General features: G+C 72.0%; 18 protein-coding genes. 11 read left to right on the plus strand and 7 right to left on the minus strand.

What is annotated here, in order from left to right:
• Nucleotides 1–349: 349 nt before the first annotated feature.
• The 4 genes from BLV24_RS07725 to BLV24_RS07740 all read left to right on the plus strand — a co-directional run bounded on the left by BLV24_RS07725 (nucleotide 350) and on the right by BLV24_RS07740 (nucleotide 3,287).
• The gene (locus BLV24_RS07725; RefSeq protein WP_092680599.1) at nucleotides 350–1,069 is read left to right on the plus strand and encodes a cupin domain-containing protein; all 720 of its coding nucleotides are present in this window, start codon (nucleotides 350–352) and stop codon (nucleotides 1,067–1,069) included.
• A gap of 8 nt (nucleotides 1,070–1,077) precedes the next feature.
• The gene (locus BLV24_RS07730; RefSeq protein ID WP_092680600.1) at nucleotides 1,078–1,785 is read left to right on the plus strand and encodes a DUF6134 family protein; all 708 of its coding nucleotides are present in this window, start codon (nucleotides 1,078–1,080) and stop codon (nucleotides 1,783–1,785) included.
• Between the two features lie 9 nt (nucleotides 1,786–1,794).
• Nucleotides 1,795–2,592 carry an SDR family NAD(P)-dependent oxidoreductase gene (locus tag BLV24_RS07735; protein WP_218133368.1) on the plus strand — a complete coding sequence of 266 codons (798 nt, stop codon included), beginning with the start codon at nucleotides 1,795–1,797 and terminating at the stop codon, nucleotides 2,590–2,592.
• A gap of 89 nt (nucleotides 2,593–2,681) precedes the next feature.
• Nucleotides 2,682–3,287, plus strand: coding sequence for an isochorismatase family protein (locus BLV24_RS07740; protein ID WP_092680601.1), 606 nt, complete (start codon nucleotides 2,682–2,684; stop codon nucleotides 3,285–3,287).
• Nucleotides 3,288–3,485: 198 nt separating this feature from the next.
• On the opposite strand, the gene rplT is transcribed toward BLV24_RS07740, so the two are convergent.
• From rplT to BLV24_RS07765, 5 genes are all read right to left on the minus strand, one after another.
• Nucleotides 3,486–3,848, minus strand: coding sequence for a 50S ribosomal protein L20 (gene rplT, locus BLV24_RS07745; RefSeq protein ID WP_092680602.1), 363 nt, complete (start codon nucleotides 3,846–3,848; stop codon nucleotides 3,486–3,488).
• A gap of 14 nt (nucleotides 3,849–3,862) precedes the next feature.
• Nucleotides 3,863–4,063 (minus strand): 50S ribosomal protein L35, encoded by a 201-nt coding sequence (gene rpmI, locus BLV24_RS07750; RefSeq protein WP_092680603.1) that lies wholly within the window; start codon nucleotides 4,061–4,063, stop codon nucleotides 3,863–3,865.
• 168 nt (nucleotides 4,064–4,231) lie between these two features.
• Nucleotides 4,232–4,966, minus strand: a complete 735-nt coding sequence (locus BLV24_RS07755; RefSeq protein ID WP_092680604.1) for a class I SAM-dependent methyltransferase — start codon at nucleotides 4,964–4,966, stop codon at nucleotides 4,232–4,234.
• Nucleotides 4,967–5,006: 40 nt separating this feature from the next.
• On the minus strand, nucleotides 5,007–6,452 hold the full coding sequence (gene pyk / locus BLV24_RS07760; RefSeq protein WP_092680605.1) for a pyruvate kinase: 1,446 nt from the start codon (nucleotides 6,450–6,452) through the stop codon (nucleotides 5,007–5,009).
• Nucleotides 6,453–6,795: 343 nt separating this feature from the next.
• A complete protein-coding gene (locus BLV24_RS07765) occupies nucleotides 6,796–7,929 on the minus strand; it encodes an isopenicillin N synthase family dioxygenase (protein ID WP_092680606.1) in 1,134 nt (377 codons plus the stop codon).
• Between the two features lie 319 nt (nucleotides 7,930–8,248).
• Here BLV24_RS07765 and BLV24_RS07770 point away from each other — a divergent pair, with 319 nt between their 5' ends.
• The 5 genes from BLV24_RS07770 (at nucleotide 8,249) to BLV24_RS07790 (ending at nucleotide 13,549) form a co-directional block, all read left to right on the plus strand.
• On the plus strand, nucleotides 8,249–9,409 hold the full coding sequence (locus tag BLV24_RS07770; RefSeq protein WP_176954672.1) for an extracellular solute-binding protein: 1,161 nt from the start codon (nucleotides 8,249–8,251) through the stop codon (nucleotides 9,407–9,409).
• Nucleotides 9,410–9,424: 15 nt separating this feature from the next.
• Nucleotides 9,425–10,495: an ABC transporter ATP-binding protein gene (locus BLV24_RS07775; RefSeq protein ID WP_092680608.1), complete on the plus strand. Its 1,071-nt coding sequence runs from the start codon at nucleotides 9,425–9,427 to the stop codon at nucleotides 10,493–10,495.
• Nucleotides 10,492–11,598 carry an ABC transporter permease gene (locus BLV24_RS07780; RefSeq protein WP_092680609.1) on the plus strand — a complete coding sequence of 369 codons (1,107 nt, stop codon included), beginning with the start codon at nucleotides 10,492–10,494 and terminating at the stop codon, nucleotides 11,596–11,598. The genes BLV24_RS07775 and BLV24_RS07780 overlap by 4 nt, the downstream gene beginning before the upstream one ends.
• Nucleotides 11,595–12,443, plus strand: a complete 849-nt coding sequence (locus BLV24_RS07785) for an ABC transporter permease (protein ID WP_092680610.1) — start codon at nucleotides 11,595–11,597, stop codon at nucleotides 12,441–12,443. Before BLV24_RS07780 ends, BLV24_RS07785 begins: the two co-directional genes overlap by 4 nt.
• Nucleotides 12,444–12,676: 233 nt before the next feature.
• Complete coding sequence (locus tag BLV24_RS07790) at nucleotides 12,677–13,549, plus strand: hypothetical protein (protein ID WP_092680611.1); 873 nt, start codon at nucleotides 12,677–12,679, stop codon at nucleotides 13,547–13,549.
• Between the two features lie 7 nt (nucleotides 13,550–13,556).
• Here the strand turns inward: BLV24_RS07790 and BLV24_RS07795 are convergent, their stop codons facing one another.
• Nucleotides 13,557–14,375, minus strand: coding sequence for an MBL fold metallo-hydrolase (locus BLV24_RS07795; protein ID WP_092680612.1), 819 nt, complete (start codon nucleotides 14,373–14,375; stop codon nucleotides 13,557–13,559).
• 81 nt (nucleotides 14,376–14,456) lie between these two features.
• Nucleotides 14,457–15,224 (minus strand): bifunctional 2-polyprenyl-6-hydroxyphenol methylase/3-demethylubiquinol 3-O-methyltransferase UbiG, encoded by a 768-nt coding sequence (ubiG, locus tag BLV24_RS07800; protein WP_092680613.1) that lies wholly within the window; start codon nucleotides 15,222–15,224, stop codon nucleotides 14,457–14,459.
• Between the two features lie 133 nt (nucleotides 15,225–15,357).
• Here ubiG and pip point away from each other — a divergent pair, with 133 nt between their 5' ends.
• Together pip and BLV24_RS07810 are read left to right on the plus strand one after the other, a co-directional pair.
• A complete protein-coding gene (gene pip / locus BLV24_RS07805; protein WP_092680614.1) occupies nucleotides 15,358–16,323 on the plus strand; it encodes a prolyl aminopeptidase in 966 nt (321 codons plus the stop codon).
• Nucleotides 16,324–16,370: 47 nt separating this feature from the next.
• Nucleotides 16,371–17,516, plus strand: a complete 1,146-nt coding sequence (locus BLV24_RS07810; protein ID WP_092680615.1) for a serine/threonine protein kinase — start codon at nucleotides 16,371–16,373, stop codon at nucleotides 17,514–17,516.
• Nucleotides 17,517–17,706 lie beyond the last annotated feature (190 nt).

Below are 17,706 nucleotides of genomic sequence, written 5' to 3' on the forward strand. Positions count from 1 at the left end.
AGCGGAAGCGAGGAAGGCGGCGCGCCGGGAAGCCTGAGCCGGAAAGCCTGAGCCTTGACGGGCCCGGTCCGCGGGGCGGATCGGAGTGGCGGATCGGACACGCTCGCATGCGGGCCGAAACCGAAGCCTCGCCCGCGCCGCGGGACAGGTTATGTAAGAGGAAAACGGCCTTTACGTGGCCGAAACGGATCGAAAAGGGACCGGGTCGCCCTCGACGCGGTCGGAGACACGGGCCAGGACATCGGCGAACGCCCCGACCGGATGCGGATGCGGATCCGGCGCCGGCCCCCGCCGCGATGACGAAGACGCTTGGACGACGACGCTCGCAAGCCAGGAAGCGCAGGACGACATGCTTTATCCGGACGACCAGGTTCTGGTCGACTATGCCAGCGGCGCCATCTCCCCCGGTCTGGGGCTGCTGGTGGCGACGCACATGACCTACAGTCCCGAAAGCCGTCGCCGGGTCGCCGACCTCGAGCGGATCGGCGGGCTTCTGATGGAATCCGAGCCCGAGCCCAACACGCCGCCGCCGGCGCTGTCGGCCGCGCTCGACCGGCTCGACGCCGTGACCCGCTTCGACGCCTGGGACGACGACGCGCATCAGGACGCCCCGCGCGCCGCGGCGGACGCCGGGCCCGCCGACAACGCGCCGGCCCCCGCCCGGACCCCTGCCCGGGCCGCCGCCCAGGCCCCGGACGTGTTCCCCGCCCCGCTGCGCGCCTTCGCCGGCGGCGACGCGGAGGACATGGACTGGAAGTTCCGCCTGCCCGGCCTGTCGGAATGCACGCTGGCCGAGGTCGATGGCGAGGAGATCAGTCTGCTCCGCGCCCGACCCGGCGCGCCGATCTTCTCCCACACCCATTCCGGGACCGAAACCACGCTGATCCTGAGCGGAGAGATGGAGGACCGCGGCACGGTCTATCGCCGCGGCCAGGTGTCCATCGCCACCTCCGACGACGATCACCGCCCGAAGATCATCGGCGACGAAACCTGCTATTGCCTCGTGGTCATGTCGGGCGAGATGCGCTTCACCGGCGCCGTGTCCCGCGTGCTCAACCTGCTGACCTGACGCCCGCCATGACCCGCTCCCCGCTTTTCGCCCCCTCTCGCCGCACCCTGCTGGGAACCGGGCTCGCCGCCGGCGGGCTGGCCCTGGGCGGCTGGCCCGCGAGGCGCGCGCGCGCCGCCACCGCGTCGCGCGGGTTCGAGATCCTGCGCGACGGCGACGTGATCGGCGACCAGCTGACCACCGTCGCCGCCGACGGCCCGCGGCTGGACGTGACGGTGCGGGTGCGCATCGCGCTGAAAGTGCTCGGCGTCGTCGCCTATCGCTACGAGCTCGACAGCCGCGAGCTTTGGGAGAACGGGCTGCTGGTGTCGCTGGACGGGACCACCAACGACGATGGCGAGCGGGAGACCGCCCGCGTGCGGCGCGAGGGGGATCGGCTTGTCTCCTCCGGCACGCATGTGGGCGACATGCCCGGCGACGCGGCCACCACCACCTACTGGACGCCGGCCTTCCTCGAGCGGTCCACCTGGATCAGCACCCAGACCGGGGCGCCGCTTCGGGTCTCCGCGTCGCAGGACGGGTCCGAGGCCGTGCCCGGCCCCTCCGGCGCGCTGACCTGCACGCGCTGGCAGGTGTCGGGAGACCTGGACCTGGCGCTCTATTACGACGACCGGGGCGAGTGGATGGGCAACGCCTTCGATGCGGGCGGCGAGACCGCGCGCTTCCGCGCCGTCGCCGCGGACCCGCGGCTGGCGCCGCTCTGGCCCGCGGGCTGATCGGCCGGCGTGGGCAGGTCCTCCAACGTATTCGACCAGGTGATGCGGCCCGCCGACGGCGCGGCCTGGATCACCGGCGCCTCCGGCGGGATCGGGCGAGCCGTGGCGCTGCGGCTGGCGGCCGAGGGCTGGACGGTCCACGCCACCGCCCGCCGCCCCGAGGCGCTGGACGCGCTGGCCGAGGAGGCCCGCGCCGCCGGCCATCCCGGCCGCATCCTCCCCCTGCCCGCCGACGTGACCGACCCGGTCGCCATGCGCGAGGCGGTGGCGGCGATCGAGGCCGACGGCGGGCTGGCGCTGGTCCTGCTCAACGCCGGCATCTACCTGCCGATGCGGGCCGGGGATTTCGACGCCGGGAAGGCCCGCAAGACCTTCGACGTCAATCTCGGCGGCGTGGTCAACGGGCTGGACCCGGTGCTGAAGGCCATGATCGCGCGCGGTCGGGGGCATGTGGCGGTGACGGCCTCCGTGGCCGGTTATGGCGGGCTGCCGGGGGCCGCGGCCTATTCCGCCACCAAGGCCGGGCTGATCGCCATGTGCGAGGCGCTGGCCATGGACCTGATGGATCTCGGCGTGCGGATCTCGGTGGTGAATCCCGGCTTCGTGGAAACCGAGGCCACCGCGGTCAATGAATTCGAGATGCCGTTCCTGATGACGCCCGACGCGGCCGCGCGGCGGATCGTCGAGGGGCTGGGCCGTCCGGGATTCGAGATCGCCTTCCCCCGCCGTTTCGCGATCTTCCTGCGGGCGCTGAACCGTCTTCCCAACCAGCTCTATTTCCGCGCCTGGCGGCGGCTGACCCGATAGGGGGGCCGCGACGTCGGGGGCGCCTTGACCGTGCAGGCGGGCCTCGCCACCCTTCGGGCGATCCCCTGGCCTGAGGAAGGACGCCGCCCATGCCCGACGCGCTCCCCGTCACCCATGCGCTGATCGACGTCGAGGATTCGGTCCTGGTCGTCATCGACGTGCAGGACGCGTTTCTCAACAAATACGACCAGGCGAAATGCCAGTCGCTGGTGGCGCGCATCGCCTGGATCACGCGGGTGGCGACGGATCTGGGCGTGCCGGTGGTGGCGATGGCCGAAGACATCCCGACGCTGGGCGGCCTGAATGCGGAGGTCGCCGCCGCCCTGCCCGAGGGCCAGGTGGTGCATTCCAAGAATTTTTTCGGCCTCGCCGGCAACCCGGAGATCCTGGCCGACGTGAAGGCCAGCGGGCGCGGCACCGCGGTGCTGGTGGGGATGGAGACGGATGTCTGCGTGGCCCAGTCGGCGCTGGGCCTGGTGGGCGAGGGCTTCCGGGTCGCCGCCCTGCAGGACGCGGTGGCCACGGCGGAGGCCGACGAGGCCTACGGGCTGGCGCGGATGCGCGGGGCGGGCGTGGCGCTGCTGTCGGTGAAGGGGCTGTATTACGAATGGATGCGCAGCGTGACGCGCACCCATGCGGTGCAGTCCAACCATCCCGGCCACAAGGCGACGCGGCCCGTCGACCTGGTGCTCTGACCCCGATGCAGGCGGCGGGGCGGCGGGCGGAGCTATTCGGAGCCCGCTGACGCGGGCGCGCCGTCGCCTCCGGCCGCTGGCGCGGCCTTCAGGGTTCGGGTCGCGCGCCCCCGCGCCGTCCGAACGAAAACCGCCCCGGAGATGGCTCTCCGGGGCGGTTCGCATTCAGGTCGGGCCGTGAGGCCCGGATCGCGGGCCTCAGGCCAGCGCGGCCTTGGCCTTGGCGACGATGGCCGCGAAGGCCTCCGGCTCACGGATCGCCAGGTCGGAGAGCACCTTGCGGTCCACCTCGATGCCCGACGCGGTCAGGCCGGCGATGAAGCGCGAGTAGGTGAACTCGGCGTCGATGGCCCGCACGCTGGCGTTGATACGCTGGATCCACAGCGCCCGGAATGAGCGCTTGCGGCGCTTCCGGTCGCGGGTCGCGTATTCCTCGGCCTTGTCGACGGCCTGGGCGGCGACGCGGAACACGTTCTTGCGACGGCCGTAATAGCCTTTGGCGGCGTCGCGGACTTTCTTGTGGCGGGCGTGGGCGGTGACGCCGCGTTTCACTCGGGACATGGGTCAGGCCTCCTTCAGCGCGCGTAGGGCATGTAGATCTTGACGATCTTGGTGTCGGGCTCGGACAGCACCATGGTGCCGCGGGCGTTGCGGATGAACTTGTTCGTCCGCTTGATCATCCCATGCCGCTTGCCGGCGCCGGCGGCCTTGATCTTGCCGGTGGCGGTGGCCTTGAAGCGCTTCTTGGCGCTCGCCTTGGTCTTCATCTTGGGCATTTCGAACTCCTCGAAAGGGGCGCCCGCGGGCGCGAGACGCGCGGGCCGTTCAGGAGAGACTCGGCAGCCCATTACGGCCGGCCTCCCCGTGTTGAGAGCGGGGGCAATGCCGCAAGGCGGCGGGGAAGTCAAGCGCCGGGCGCGGCGCGGGGCCGGCGCGGAGACGGCTCAGGCCCGCTCCGCATGCGCGCCGCGGATCATGCAGGCGCGGAAGAACGGGACGGGCGGGCCGAACCCGGCCTCGACCAGCAGGGCGTCCGTCTCGGCCGGCGACAGCACCGAGAGCCGCTCGCGCAGCGTTTCGGGCAGAGCGGCGAGCGACTCGGGGCTCGCCCCCATGAGGCTCTGCACCTGCGCCCAGTCCCGCAGCATGGAGGGGAAGGCCGGCCCCTGGGGATCCGCGCAGATCTCGGCCGTGACGAAGCGCCCGCCGGGCCGCAGCCGGTCGCGGACGGCGCGGTAGAAGCCCGGCCGCTCCGCCCGCCCGATGAAATGGGCGACGAGCTGGCTCAGCGCCGCGTCGAAGCCGGCGGGCCCGGGGTCCGCCCCCTCGAAACCCGTGTCCAGGGGGACCGCGGCGACCTCGCCCTCGATCAGGTCGCAGCGCGCCAGCACGCCGGCCTCCGCCAGGCGGTCGCGGCAGACCCGCAGCATCTCCGACGAGGGGTCCACGCCCACGAAGCGCCAGTCGGGCCGGGACGCGGCCAGGGCCAGGATGTCGGCCCCGGTCCCGACGCCCACGCAGAGCACCCGGGCCCGCGCCGGCAGGTCGGCCAGCGCCAGGCGCGTGAGGAAATGCAGCGCCTCCGAGATCGGGGCGAGCGGGGCGTTGCGCGCGTCGTAGCGTTCGGCCATCGCCCGGTCGAAGGCTTGCGCGGCCGCGGGCGGGCTGGGATCGGTCATCGGGCGGCGTCCGGCGGGGGGGGCGAGCGAGCGGGCCGGCTTACTCCGGCTCGCCCTCGTAGATCGCGCGCTCGTCCACCGGCGCCACGCGCAGGATGTTGGTGGTGCCCGAGGTGTTGAACGGGATGCCCGCCACCACCACGATCCGGTCGGCGTCGGAGGCGAAGCCGCCCTCCCGCGCCGCGCGGGCCGCGGAGACCACCGCCAGCTTGAACCGCTCCACCTCATGCGTGGTCGAGCAGTGCAGCCCCCAGACCAGCGCCATGCGCCGGGCCGAGCGGGTGGAGGGCGTCAGCGCCAGGATCGGCACGCGGGGCCGTTCCCGCGCCATCAGCAGCGCGGTGGTGCCGCCATGGGTGAAGCAGCAGATCGCCTTGACGTCCGTGGTCTCCGCCACCTCGCGCGCGGCGGCGGCGATGGCGTCGGCGACGCGGGTGCGGGCGCGGGGGCGCAGGGCCTCCATCCGCACCCGGAAATGCGGGTCGCTCTCGGTGGTCTCGGCCACCGCGTTCATGGTGCGCACGGTCTCCACCGGGTATTTCCCGGCGGCGGATTCCGCCGACAGCATCACCGCGTCGGCCCCATCATAGATGGCGTTGGCGACGTCCGAGACCTCGGCCCGCGTCGGCACCGGGGCGGAGATCATGCTCTCCATCATCTGGGTGGCGACGATCACCGGCTTGCCGGCCTGCTGGGCGGTGGCGATCAGACGGCGCTGGATCACCGGGACGGAGGTGATCGGCATCTCCACGCCCAGGTCGCCGCGGGCGACCATGATCCCGTCGGCCTCGGCCAGGATGCCGTCGAGCGCCGCGACCGCGGCCGGCTTCTCGATCTTGGCGATCACCGCGGCGCGGCCGGCGGCGAGACGCTGCCCCTCGGCCACGTCCTCGGGCCGCTGCACGAAGCTCATGCCCAGCCAGTCCACGCCCAGCGCGCAGACGAATTCCAGGTCCTTGCGGTCCTTCTCCGTCAGCGCGGGGATGTTGAGCACCACGTCGGGGACGTTCACCCCCTTGCGGTCGGAGATGACGCCGCCGACCATCACTTCGCAATCGGCGCTTTCGGCGTCGCAGCGGGTGACCTTCAGGCGGATCTGGCCGTCATTGACCAGCAGGCTCGCGCCTTCCTCCAGCGCCTCGAAGATCTCGGGATGCGGCAGGCGCACGCGGGTGGCGTCGCCGGGCTTGTCCACCAGGTCGAGGCGGAAGGCGGCGCCTTCCTCCAGCGTCTCCTTGCCATCGGCGAAGGTTCCGACCCGCAGCTTGGGGCCCTGGAGGTCGGCGAGGATGCCGATGGGGCGGCGCAGCTCATGCTCGATCTCCCGGATCAGGCGATGCAGCTGGGCGATCCCCTCATGCGTCCCGTGGGACATGTTGAGGCGGAACACGTCGGCGCCGGCCTCGAACAGGGCGCGGATCGTGGCCCTGTCGGAGGAGGCGGGGCCGAGGGTGGCGACGATCTTGACGTTGCGGAGGCGGCGCATTCGGGCTCCTCGCGGGCGGCTTCAGGCGCGTCCGACGCCGGCCATGGGAATCTGGCCGGGGAGCGCCGGGCAGGGCTCGCCTCCCGTATAGCGGGGAGAATGGTGAATGTCCCGTTGCCATAGGCCTCCGGAACCGGTGTTTTTCGCCGCGCCCCTTGGGTTTCGGGACCACGCGACGAGATCGCGCAGGGGTTGCACGCGAAAGAAAATTGCGCGTCCGCCGCGTATGGCGCCCACCCGAAGGCCGCCTGCGGCCGGAGATAAAGGCATGCCCCGCAGGGGCGCCGGATCCCCGCGGGCCACGGGTCGGACGGATCGCCGAACAGGGGATGCGGCCCCCCGCTCAGCCGGCCTCGCCCTCGGGCGGCGGGGTCTTGGCCTCGCGCTTGAAGGGGTTCGAGTCGGGCACCTCGAAGTCGAGCCGCATGTCCCCTTTCCGATAGGCCTCGTCCATGTAGCGGAAGCTGGGCACGGTCATCCGCATCAGGTGATCGCCGGCCTTGAAGGGCGGGTATTTCTCCATCGCCTCCGGGGTCCGGAACTTTTCCAGCGGCTGCACGACCTCGTGGTAGTTCAGCCCGAAGAACAGCGGGCAGGAGAACCGCTCCCGCCCGATATTCACCACCCGGTGCTGGGTGGACTTGTAGCGCCCGCCGGACCAGGCCTCGAAGATGTCGCCGATATTGACCACGAAGCAGCCGGGGATCGGCGGCGCCTCGATCCACATGTCGTCGGCGTTCATCACCTGCAGCCCGGCCGAGCCCGTCAGCAGGATGGTGAAGCACTCGAAATCCGAATGCGAGGCGATGCCCACCACGTCCCTGGTCGCCGGCATGTCGTTGGGCACGTAGCGCAGCAGGCGAAGCTGCGAGGTCGGGCAGGTGACCTTGGCGCGCAGCTCCTCCGCGTCCACCCCCAGCTCCCAGGCCAGGCAGTCCATCATCTTCAGGCTCAGCGCGAAGACCGCCTCGTAATAGGCCGAGACCGTCTCCCGCCAGCCGGGGATGTCGGGCCAGACATTGGGGCCGGTCATCCGCCAGCCCGCGACGTGGTCGGGATGGTCGGCGGGGGCCTCGAACCCCATGTCCCAGGCCTCGTTGAAGTTGATCTTCTTCGGGAAATCCGCGCCGTTCTCCTCGAACGGGACATAGCCGCGGTGATGGGTGGTGAAGCCCGACCACCAGCGCATCTTGAAGGCGCGCGCGCGGCCGTGGAAGTCCTGCGAGGCCGCCAGCACCGCCTCCACCAGGTCCTGCGGCACGCCATGGTTGGCCACGTAGAAAAAGCCCGAGCTCCGCGCCGCCTCGCCCAGCGCCGCGGCGACCTTCGCCACCCCGTCGGGCTCGCCCGCGACCAGCGGCCCGAGATCCACCACCGGCAGGGCGGCGTCGTCGAGGGTCAGGGCGCGCTGGTCGGGGTCCGCGCCTTCCGGCGTGGCGGAGAGCGCGGGGGCGTCGGAGGCGGGACCGTCATGCATGGGGCAGGCTCCTGGACTCGAATCGCCAGAAGTCTGCCATCAAGCCCGCCTCTTGACCATTTCAGAGGTGATGCCTTCGCTTTGGGCGATAAGTCGCGCATGCTCGCCCGAATTATAGGCGCCCACCCTCTCCGCCCCGGGGCCGGCCGCGCGGCGCGAGGCCGGGCTGGGCTCGGACCAGCGGCCCGGATCAGCAGCGGGGATCGGCGACGGCGATCGTTGGCATGGCAACTGCATGACGACCCGCGAAGCCGGGCCCCGGAACCGCCCGGACCAACAACCGGGGAACGCAGCCCCCGCCCGACAGGAGAGCCCGACGATGACCACCCGCCGCCCGCGCCTCATCCTTCCTTCGGCGTCCGCCGCTTCCGCCCCTGCTTCCGGCCCCGCTTCCGGCCCCATATCCGGGCTCAGCCGCCGCAGCTTCCTGCGCAACTCCGCCGCCACCGCCGGCGCGGTCGCCGCGGCCTCGGCGCTCGGCGCCCCGGCGCTGGCCCAGGCCCGCAGCCTCAGGATCGGCTCCTATGGCGGCTATTTCGAAAATTCGTTCAAGGAATTCGTCTACCCCGAATTCACCGCCGCCACCGGCATCGAGATCGAGAGCGTCACCCAGCCCAACTCCTCCGACTGGCTGGTGACCATGCAGAACGCGGCCTCCTCCGGCGCCGTGCCCGCCGACCTGTCGCTCTACGCCCGCGACACCATGATCCGCGCCGCGCGCATCGGCGGGCTTCTGGCGCCCATGGACCCGGCCGCCATGCCCAACGCCGAGGGGCTGGAGTCCAGGTTCCTCTACACCGGCGACGCCGGCCTGATGGGCGTGGGCGCGATGGCCTGGTTCACCTCGATGGTCATCAACCCCAACGTGGTCGAGGCCCCGGCCTCCTGGGCCGAGTTCTGGGACGTCGAGACCTACGAGTCCTCGCTCGGCCTCAACAAGCTCTACAATTCCTACCTGCTCGACATCGCGGCGGCGACGTTCTTCGACGGCGCCGAGACCATGGGCTCGAAGGACGGCATCATGGCCTGCATGGAGAAGATCGCCGAGCTGAAGCCCTGCGTCGGCCTGTGGTGGTCGGCCGAAAGCCAGATGGAACAGGCGATGAAGAACGAGGACGTCATCGGCGGCACCTATTACCACGACGTCGCCGGGCTGATGGCCTCCGAAGGCTTCCCCATCGCCTCGATCTTCCCCAGGGAGGGCAACCCGCAGGATTACGGCTCGTGGTGCCTGACGGAGGGCTCGGAGAAGTCGGCGGAGGCCGCGGAGTTCATCAACTTCGCCTCGCTCCCCTCCACCCAGGCGCTGATGTCTCGCAAGATCGGCACCGCGCCGCTGCTGCCGCAGTCGGGGACCGACCTGACCGACGCGGAATTCGCTTCGGTCTCCGGCACGCCCGCCATCACGCCGGCCTACGAGGCCTATCTGGACGAGGCCGAGTTCATCAAGGAGGAATGGGAGAAGATGCTGGCCGCCTGACGGGGACCCGGACCCATGGCGGAACTGCGCATTGCGGGCGTGACGAAATCCTTCGGCGCGGGCCCGCCGGCGGTGGAGCGAATCGACCTGCGCTTCGCCGACGGCGAGCTGACCGCCCTGCTGGGCCCGTCGGGCTGCGGGAAGACCACGCTGCTGCGCATGATCGCGGGGCTGGAGACGCCCAGCGCCGGGCGGATCGAGCTGGGCGGGGCGGACATCACCGCCCTGCCCGCCCACAGGCGCCGCTTCGGCATGGTGTTCCAGAACTTCGCGCTGTTCCCGCATCTGTCGGTGGCCGAGAACGTGGCCTACGCGCTCTCCATCGCGGGGGTGGCGAAGGCCAGGCGCCTCGCGAGGGCGGAGGAGTTGCTGGAGCTGGTCCGCCTCCCCGGCCTCGGGGCCCGGCGGGTGGGCGAGCTTTCCGGCGGCCAGCGCCAGCGGGTGGCGATCGCCCGCGCCCTGGCGCAGGAGCCCGACGTGTTCCTGCTGGACGAACCGATGTCGGCGCTCGATGCGCAATTGCGCGAGGAGATGCAGGTGGAGCTTCGGCTGCTCCAGCAGAAGCTCGGCATCACCACCATCGTCGTGACCCATGACCAGCGCGAGGCGATGACCATGGCCGATCAGGTCGTGGTGATGTCGAAGGGCCGGGCCGAGCAGGTCGCCCCCCCGCAGGAGGTCTACCGCAACCCCGCCAACGCCTTCGTGGCCGGCTTCATCGGCAAGGCCAACATGCTGCCGGCGACGGCGATGGGCGGGGCCGCGCGGCTGGATTGCGGGACGTCGCTGGCGCTGTCGCCGCCGGCGGCCTTCCGCGACGGGGCGGAACTGGTGCTGGCCTGCCGGCCGGAATGGATGCGGCTGGCCTCCGGGCCGGGGCCGAACCGCCTGCCGGCCAGGGTCGCCTTCGTGCGCGACATCGGCCAGGTGCGGGAGATCCACGCCGAGGCGGACGGGCGGACGCTGGTCTGCGAACTGCCCTTCTCCGCCCCCGAGCGCCCCCGGCTGGGGGAGACCATCCACCTGGAATTCCCGCCCGACATGCTGCGCGCCTTCCCGGCCCGGGACCGGGCGGAGGTCGCGTGAGCACGCCTCCCCACGCCCCCGCCCCCGCCCAGGCCCGCGCCCAAGCCCGCGCCGCGGCGCAGCAAGCGGACCGCGCGGATCCGGGCGCCGGGGCCGCGGGCGCCGACCTCTCCGCGCCGCGCGGGCGCCCCGGCGCAACCGGCGCCCCGGTCGACGCGCGGCCCGGTGCCCCGTCCCGCGGCCTGCGCTTCGTCCATGCGCAATATGCGCTGGCTCTTGTCGTCGCCGGCCTCTGCCTCTCCCCCTTCGCGCTGGTCTTCGCGATCTCGCTGGGCGAGGTCGAGGCCGGCGCCGCCTGGAACTGGGGGGTTTCCGCGGCCAATTACGCGCGGGTCTTCGTGGGGCTCGACTGGCCCGAGAGCGCCTCCTTCGTCTACATGCGCAAGCTGGGATGGAGCCTCGCCTACGCCGCGCTGGGCGCGGTCATCGCGGTCGCCTTCGCCTTCCCCTTCGCCTGGGCGATGACCCGCCGCTCGCGCCGGGCGCAGACGGTCTGGCTGGTGTTCCTGCTGTCGTCGCTGTCGCTGTCCGAGGTCTTCGTGGTCATGGGCTGGGACGTGCTGCTGTCCAACCGCTCCGGCCTGCCCATGGCGTTCCGCGAGACCGGGCTGACCGACTGGCTGAAGGCCGTGGGCTGGTTCGACGTCCTGCGCGAGATCGGGCTGGCCACGCCGCGCAACGTGCGGTTCAAGCCCTCGGTCTTCGCGACCGTGCTGACCCTGTCCTACCTGGTCTTCCCCTATGCGGTGATCCTGCTCTACCCGGCGCTGTCGCGGCTCGACCCCGCGATGATGGAGGCGGCGCGGACCATGGGCGCGCGCCCCTTCACGGTGATCCGAACCGTGGCGCTGCCCGCCTGCCGGCTGCCCATCGCGGGCGCGGCGCTGCTGCTCTTCGTCTATCTGCTGGGCGCCTATGTCGCCGTCACCGTCTTCGCCGATCCGTCCCGGCAGACGCTGACCATCACCATCTACGAATCGGTCCGCGGCGCGACGCTCAACGCCCCCTTCGGCGCGGCCCAGGCCATGGTGCTGCTGGTCACCGCCGTCGCCTGCCTGGGCGCGAGCCTGGCGCTGGCGAAACGCGCGGAGCGCCGGTCATGATCCCCGCGCCCCGCCCCCGCGCCCGCATCCGCCTGCGCCCGACGCCGGGAGGCGTCGCCGGCTGGCTCTACCTCGCCTGGTGCGCGGTCTTCGTGGCGGCCCCGATCCTGGTGGTCTGCGCCTCGGCGCTGAACGGGGGGCGCTCGATGCTGTTCCCGCCCCAGGATCCGACGCTCGACCGTTTCGTGGAGTTCTTCGTGACCGACGAGGTCTGGACCCGCGCCCTGCGCCTGTCGGCGATCATCGCGGTCAGCTCCGCCGCGCTCGCCACCGCGCTGGCCTGGCCGGTGGCCTACGGGCTGTGGCGGGGCGCCTCGCGGTTGTCGAAGGCGCTGGGGGCGGGGCTCGCCATGCCCTTCGCGCTGCCGCCCATCGTGTTCGGGGTCGGGCTCGGGTTCCTCTGGGTCTTCGCCGGGCTGATCGGCACGGTGGAGGCGGCGATCCTGAGCCACGCCGCCCTGCACGCGGCGCTGCCGCTCGCCACCATCTCCATCGGGCTGCAATCGGTGGAGCGGGCGCATCTGGACGCCGCCGCCACCCTCGGCGCGACCGAGCGGGTGATCTTCCGCACCATCATCCTGCCGCAGACGATCCCCTACACCGCCTCGGGCTTCTTCTTCGCGCTGGTGCTGAGCTTCAACGAGTTCATCGTGACCTTCTTCGTCTCGGCCTCGGCCTATTCGACGGTCACGCTCCAGATCTTCAACAGCCTGCGCAACGGCTTCACCCCGACCATGGCGGTCGGGGCCATCGCCTTCATCCTGACCTCGGTCCTCGCCTTCGGGCTGGTCGCCCGGTTCGGCGACCTGCCGCGCCTGATGGGCGCCGATCCCGCCCGCCGCTAGGTCCCCGCCCCCCCCTCGCGTCCCGCCCGAGTCCCAGCCCCCCGCCCCGGAGCCCCCGCCATGCCCCAGCAACCGCGCCTCGCCGACGGGCGCCAGCCCGGCCACCGCCGCCCCGCGATCAGGGGCGCGGAGAGCGGGCCCATGGTCCCGATGGCCTTCGCCCGCCTCCCGACGGGGGCGGCGCGATCGGCCGCCGGGATCGTCGCCGCCATCGGCCCGCGGGCGGCGGCCGCATGACACCCCCCGCGATCCCGTCCGGCCCGGCCCCGACCGGCGGCGGAGGGGCCCCGAAGGGCGGTCCGGGCGCGGCCCCGCCGCCGCCGCGGCTGATCGACGTGCAGGGCCTGTGGCGCCGGCAATGGCTGCGGACGGCGGGCGAGGAGGACGCGACGACGGAGGTCTGGTGGATCCAGGCCGGTCCGCTGCATGTGGACCTGCGCCTGCCCGCCGACCTGCCCCGGCGCGAGACCGGGCGCCCGGGCGTGCGGGGGCTCGCCGACCTGCCCGCCGCGGACCTGCGCCGGCTGGCCCGGGCCGAGGGTTTCGCCGGCATCACCACGGTGGAGCGCGGGGTCTGCACCTGGACCCGCCGGGTCAACTGGCGCGGGCCGCTGGACGGGCCGGACGTGGGGGCGCTGTTCTTCGAGGGCGACGCGCTGATCGAGCGCGGGGTCTTCGCCGATTACGCCGAGCTCTGGCGACGCGAGGCCCCCGGCGCCCGCCCGCCCCTGCGCGCCATGCAGCTGCGCCGGGCCGACGGGCAGGCCGCGGTGCTGGCGCAGGCGGGGGAGATATTCATGCTCGGCCGCGGCGCCCCCGGCGCGCTCGCCGCCAACGCGCCGCTGGCCGACCGGCTGGACCGGGCGCTGGACCAGCGCCACCGCGGAGCGCTGCGCCGGCTGTTCGACCAGGAATTCTGCATCGGCCGGATCACGCCCGCGGGCGGGGTCATCGCCCGGTCCACCAACCCGCTGCGGGTCGGCGCGCGGGCCTTCGACGCCGACGTGTTCGAGGCCGACGCCGTGCGCCTCACCGCCATGGATTTCGAGGGCGCCGCGCGGGAGGACGTCTGGCTGCGCGTTCCCGTCGCCGAACCCTGCCCCTGAAGCCGCCTCAGCCGCCCCAGCGCGCGAGGTAGTCGTCGCAGATCTCCCGCATCCGGGCCTGGTCGAAGGCGTCGTTATGCCCGCCATGGACCACCCCGACCTCCAGCTCGCGCAGCCGGCGCAGGGTGGCGCGGTATTCGTCCAGGTCGCCGGCCAGGATCAGCGGCCCGTCATAGATCGCATCGCCCGAGAAGAAGGTCCCGTCGACCTCGTCCAGCAGCCCGATCCCCCCGTCCGAATGTCCCGGCAGGTGCAGCACCAGGAAGGCGCGGTCGCCCAGCTCCACCCGGTCGCCTTCCTCAAGCAGCATGGTCGCGGGGGCGGGCTTCATCGCGTAGGCGGAGAGGTCGAAGCCCGCCTCCGGGATCGCGTCGACCAGCACCGGCGGCAGCGGGCGATAGCCGGAGGCGCGGAACTTCTCCAGCAGCTCGGCGGGGTATTCGTCGCGGAACAGCGTGGCGAGCGGGTCGGGGACCTCCAGCAGCAGGTCCTTCTCCTCCCGCGGGTGGATCAGGCGGGTGTCGAATTCCCAGGACCCGGCCATGTGGTCGATATGCGCGTGGGAGAGGACATGGACCAGCGGCTTTTCCGGCGCGGCGCGCAGCCCCGCCACGAAGGGCGCGAGCGGGGCGATCCCCATGCCCGAATCGATCAGCATGTCCCGCTCCGCCCCCTCCACCAGGTAGAGATTGGCGCGCAGCAGCAGGTCCACATGCGGCTCGTCGATCAGGGTGACGCCGGGGGCGACCCGCCTGGCGCGGAACCAGGCGTCGGCCACCGGCAGGGCGGCGGCGATCTCGGCGGCGTCTTGCGTGGGGGCGGGCATGGGACCTCCGGGGCGCGCGTGCGGGATGCTGGACCCCGACCTTGCGCCCCCCGGCCCGGCGGAGCCAGCCCCGCCGCCTGTTCAGCTTCGCCGCACCGAGGCGGTCACGTAGTTCACCGAAAGGTCCCGGGCGGAGATCGACCACGACCAGCCCAGCGGGTTGAACACGAAGCCCTTGCGGTCCACCGGATCGAGCCCGACGCCGCGGAGCAGCCCGTAAAGCTCGTCCGGCGTGATGAATTTCCGCCAGTCATGGGTGCCCTTGGGCAACCAGCGCATGATGTGCTCGGCCCCCACGATGGCCATGGCGAAGCTTTTGGGGTTGCGGTTCAGGGTCGAGCAGATCATCAGCCCGCCCGGCTTCAGCAACGCCCGGCAGGCCCCGAGAAAGGCGGCGGGGTCGGGCACATGCTCCACCACTTCCATGTTCAGCACCACGTCGAAGGCTTCGCCCGCCTCGACCAGCGCCTCGGCGGTGGTGCAGCGATAGTCGATCCCCAGCTCCGACTGCGCGGCGTGGAGCTGGGCCACCGGGATGTTCCGCGGGGCGGGATCGACGCCCACGACGGTGGCGCCCATGCGGGCCATCGGCTCCGACAACAGCCCGCCGCCGCAGCCGATGTCGAGCAGGCGCAGCCCCTCGAACGGACGGTCGGCGGTGAGGTCGCGGGCGAACTCGGCGCCGATCTGCTCGACGATATAGCCCAGCCGGCAGGGGTTGAGCATGTGCAGCGGCTTGAACTTGCCGTGCGGGTCCCACCACTCGGCGGCCATCGCCTCGAACTTGGCGATCTCGGCCGGATCGGTGTCGGGAAGGGTCGCGGAGGGGCTCGGGGCGTCTTCGGTCATGCTGGGCTCCCGGTCAGGAAACGCTCGCTCCGCCCAACGATTGCGGCGGGAAAGCGTGTCCGCGCAGGGGGCGTTGCGGGTCGATCGCGCCGCGGCCCCTTGTGAACGGCCCCGGACATGCCATAGATCGTCCATGCGCGAAAGCGACCATGACCGCACGGCCCGAATGGCCCTTTATCCCGCCCTCGAACCCTTCGCCCGCATGCGGCTGGAGGTTCCGGGCGGCCATGACCTCTATGTCGAACAGTGCGGCAACCCCCGCGGCCAGCCGGTGGTGGTGCTGCATGGCGGGCCTGGGGGCGGATGCTCGCCCGGGATGCGCCGCTTCTTCGACCCCGAGGTCTATCGCGTGGTGCTGTTCGACCAGCGCGGCTGCGGGCGCTCGCGCCCCCATTCCAGCCTCGAGGGCAACACCACCTGGGACCTGGTCGCGGATATCGAGCGCATCCGCGAGAAACTGGAGATCGACGCCTGGACCGTCTTCGGCGGCTCCTGGGGCGCGACGCTGGCGCTGATCTACGCCGAGACCCATCCCGAGCGGGTGGCGGCGCTGGCCCTGCGCGGCGTGTTCCTGATGACGCGGCGCGAGCTGAGCTGGTTCTACGGCGGCGGCGCCGGGCAGTTCCGCCCCGCCGACTGGGCGAAATTCGTCGAGGCGGTGCCGGAGACCGAGCGCGGCGACCTGATCGCCGCCTATCACCGGCGCCTGACCTCCGCGGACGTGATGGAGCAGACGCGCTTCGCCCGGCTCTGGGCGGGGTGGGAGGCGTCCTGCGCGACCCTGCATGGCGGCGGCGGCCACGGGCCGGACGGGGCCTACGCCCGCGCCTTCAGCCGGATCGAGTGCCATTACTTCATGAATGACGGCTGGCTGGAGGCCGACGGCCAGATCCTGCGCGACGCGGGCCGGCTGGAGGGCATCCCCGGCCATATCGTGCAGGGGCGCTACGACCTGATCTGCCCGCCGCTGTCGGCGCATCTGCTGCACAAGGCCTGGCCGGGCAGCCAGCTTCACATGATCCAGGACGGCGGCCACGCCCTGTCCGAACCGGGGATCGCAGCGAAGCTTGTCGAGATCATGGACGGTCTGCGCGGCTGAACCCTGCGCGGGACGGCCGGTCGAGGCGGGCCCAGGGGGGAACGAGCATGGATGCGAGCGAGACACCGACCGGGACGGCGGCCGAGACCCCGACGCGGGTCGAGAGCTGGACCGAGTGGGATCCCCTGCGCCATGTCATCGTCGGCCGCGCCGATGACGGCCATATCCCGCCCCCAGAACCCGCGCTGGACGCCAAGGTCCCCGAGGACTCGGACATGCGCGGCCAGTGGGGGCGCCGCCCGCAGGAGACCATCGACCGCGCCAACGCGCTGCTCGACGGGTTCGCCGACCTGCTGCGCAAGCGGGGCGTGCGGGTGGATCGTCCGGTCCCGGTGGATTTCTCGCAGGCCGTGACCACGCCGGATTTTCACACGCCCTCGCAATTCGGCTGCATGCCGCCGCGCGACGTGCTGCTGACCGTGGGGCGCGAGATCCTCGAAGCCACCATGTCCTACCGCTGCCGCTGGTTCGAATACCTGTGCTACCGGCCCCTGATGCAGCGATACTGGGAGGAAGACCCCGGTTTCCGGCACGAGGCCGCGCCGAAGCCCCGCCTGACCGACGCGGATTACCACCCCGACTACCTCTCCGACACGATCGGGGAGGCGAAGCGGCTGGAATGGGCCGCCGCCCGGCACTTCGTGACGACGGAGGAGGAACCGCTTTTCGACGCCGCCGACGTGCTGCGCTTCGGGCGCGACCTGGTCGTGCAGCACGGCTTCACCACGAATCGCAAGGGCATCGAGTGGCTGCGCCGGCATTTCCCCGACCACCGGGTGCATGCGGTGAACTTCCCCGGCGATCCCTACCCGATTCATATCGACGCGACATTCTCGCCGATGCGGCCGGGGCTGATCCTCAACAATCCCCAGCGCCGCCTGCCCGATGAGCAGCGCAAGCTGTTCGAGCGCAACGGCTGGGAGATCGTGGACGCCGCCCCGCCGGCGCATCAGACGCCGCCGCCGCTGTGCTATTCCTCGGTCTGGCTGTCGATGAACGTGCTGGTGCTGGACCCGAAAACCGTCTGCGTCGAGGAATCGGAGGTCTACCAGGCCGACCAGCTCGACCGGCTGGGGTTCGAGGTGGTGCCGGTGGCCCTGCGCGACGCCTACGCTTTCGGGGGCGGGCTGCATTGCTGCACGGCGGATGTGCGGCGCGAGGGCGAGTTGCAGGACTATTTCCCGGCGGGCTGAGTCCCGGCCCGGGCGGCCCGGACGGGAGCCGCCGCGACGACCGTCCCGCCGCTGGCCCGCGCCCGCCCGCGGCGGCGAGGCGCAGGGCGCGCCGGTGGCGAAGCCCCCTGGCGGCCCGGTCGGTCCGGAGACGCAGTCGGGCCGGAGACGCGGTCAGTCCGGAGACGCGGTCGGGCCGGATCGGAAAAGG

The organism is Albimonas donghaensis (genome assembly GCF_900106695.1).
Classification (GTDB): Bacteria; Pseudomonadota; Alphaproteobacteria; order Rhodobacterales; family Rhodobacteraceae; genus Albimonas; species Albimonas donghaensis.

What these genes read in the sequence shown, in the direction of transcription:
- rpmI (WP_092680603.1), bottom strand. Translation starts at nt 4,063, where the DNA reads ATGCCCAAGATGAAGACCAAGGCGAGCGCCAAGAAGCGCTTCAAGGCC.
- BLV24_RS07790 (WP_092680611.1), top strand. Translation starts at nt 12,677, where the DNA reads ATGACACCCCCCGCGATCCCGTCCGGCCCGGCCCCGACCGGCGGCGGA.
- BLV24_RS07740 (WP_092680601.1), top strand. Translation starts at nt 2,682, where the DNA reads ATGCCCGACGCGCTCCCCGTCACCCATGCGCTGATCGACGTCGAGGAT.
- BLV24_RS07795 (WP_092680612.1), bottom strand. Translation starts at nt 14,375, where the DNA reads ATGCCCGCCCCCACGCAAGACGCCGCCGAGATCGCCGCCGCCCTGCCG.
- BLV24_RS07775 (WP_092680608.1), top strand. Translation starts at nt 9,425, where the DNA reads ATGGCGGAACTGCGCATTGCGGGCGTGACGAAATCCTTCGGCGCGGGC.
- rplT (WP_092680602.1), bottom strand. Translation starts at nt 3,848, where the DNA reads ATGTCCCGAGTGAAACGCGGCGTCACCGCCCACGCCCGCCACAAGAAA.
- BLV24_RS07725 (WP_092680599.1), top strand. Translation starts at nt 350, where the DNA reads ATGCTTTATCCGGACGACCAGGTTCTGGTCGACTATGCCAGCGGCGCC.
- BLV24_RS07785 (WP_092680610.1), top strand. Translation starts at nt 11,595, where the DNA reads ATGATCCCCGCGCCCCGCCCCCGCGCCCGCATCCGCCTGCGCCCGACG.
- BLV24_RS07765 (WP_092680606.1), bottom strand. Translation starts at nt 7,929, where the DNA reads ATGCATGACGGTCCCGCCTCCGACGCCCCCGCGCTCTCCGCCACGCCG.
- BLV24_RS07810 (WP_092680615.1), top strand. Translation starts at nt 16,371, where the DNA reads ATGGATGCGAGCGAGACACCGACCGGGACGGCGGCCGAGACCCCGACG.
- pip (WP_092680614.1), top strand. Translation starts at nt 15,358, where the DNA reads ATGCGCGAAAGCGACCATGACCGCACGGCCCGAATGGCCCTTTATCCC.
- BLV24_RS07755 (WP_092680604.1), bottom strand. Translation starts at nt 4,966, where the DNA reads ATGACCGATCCCAGCCCGCCCGCGGCCGCGCAAGCCTTCGACCGGGCG.
- pyk (WP_092680605.1), bottom strand. Translation starts at nt 6,452, where the DNA reads ATGCGCCGCCTCCGCAACGTCAAGATCGTCGCCACCCTCGGCCCCGCC.
- ubiG (WP_092680613.1), bottom strand. Translation starts at nt 15,224, where the DNA reads ATGACCGAAGACGCCCCGAGCCCCTCCGCGACCCTTCCCGACACCGAT.
- BLV24_RS07730 (WP_092680600.1), top strand. Translation starts at nt 1,078, where the DNA reads ATGACCCGCTCCCCGCTTTTCGCCCCCTCTCGCCGCACCCTGCTGGGA.
- BLV24_RS07770 (WP_176954672.1), top strand. Translation starts at nt 8,249, where the DNA reads ATGACCACCCGCCGCCCGCGCCTCATCCTTCCTTCGGCGTCCGCCGCT.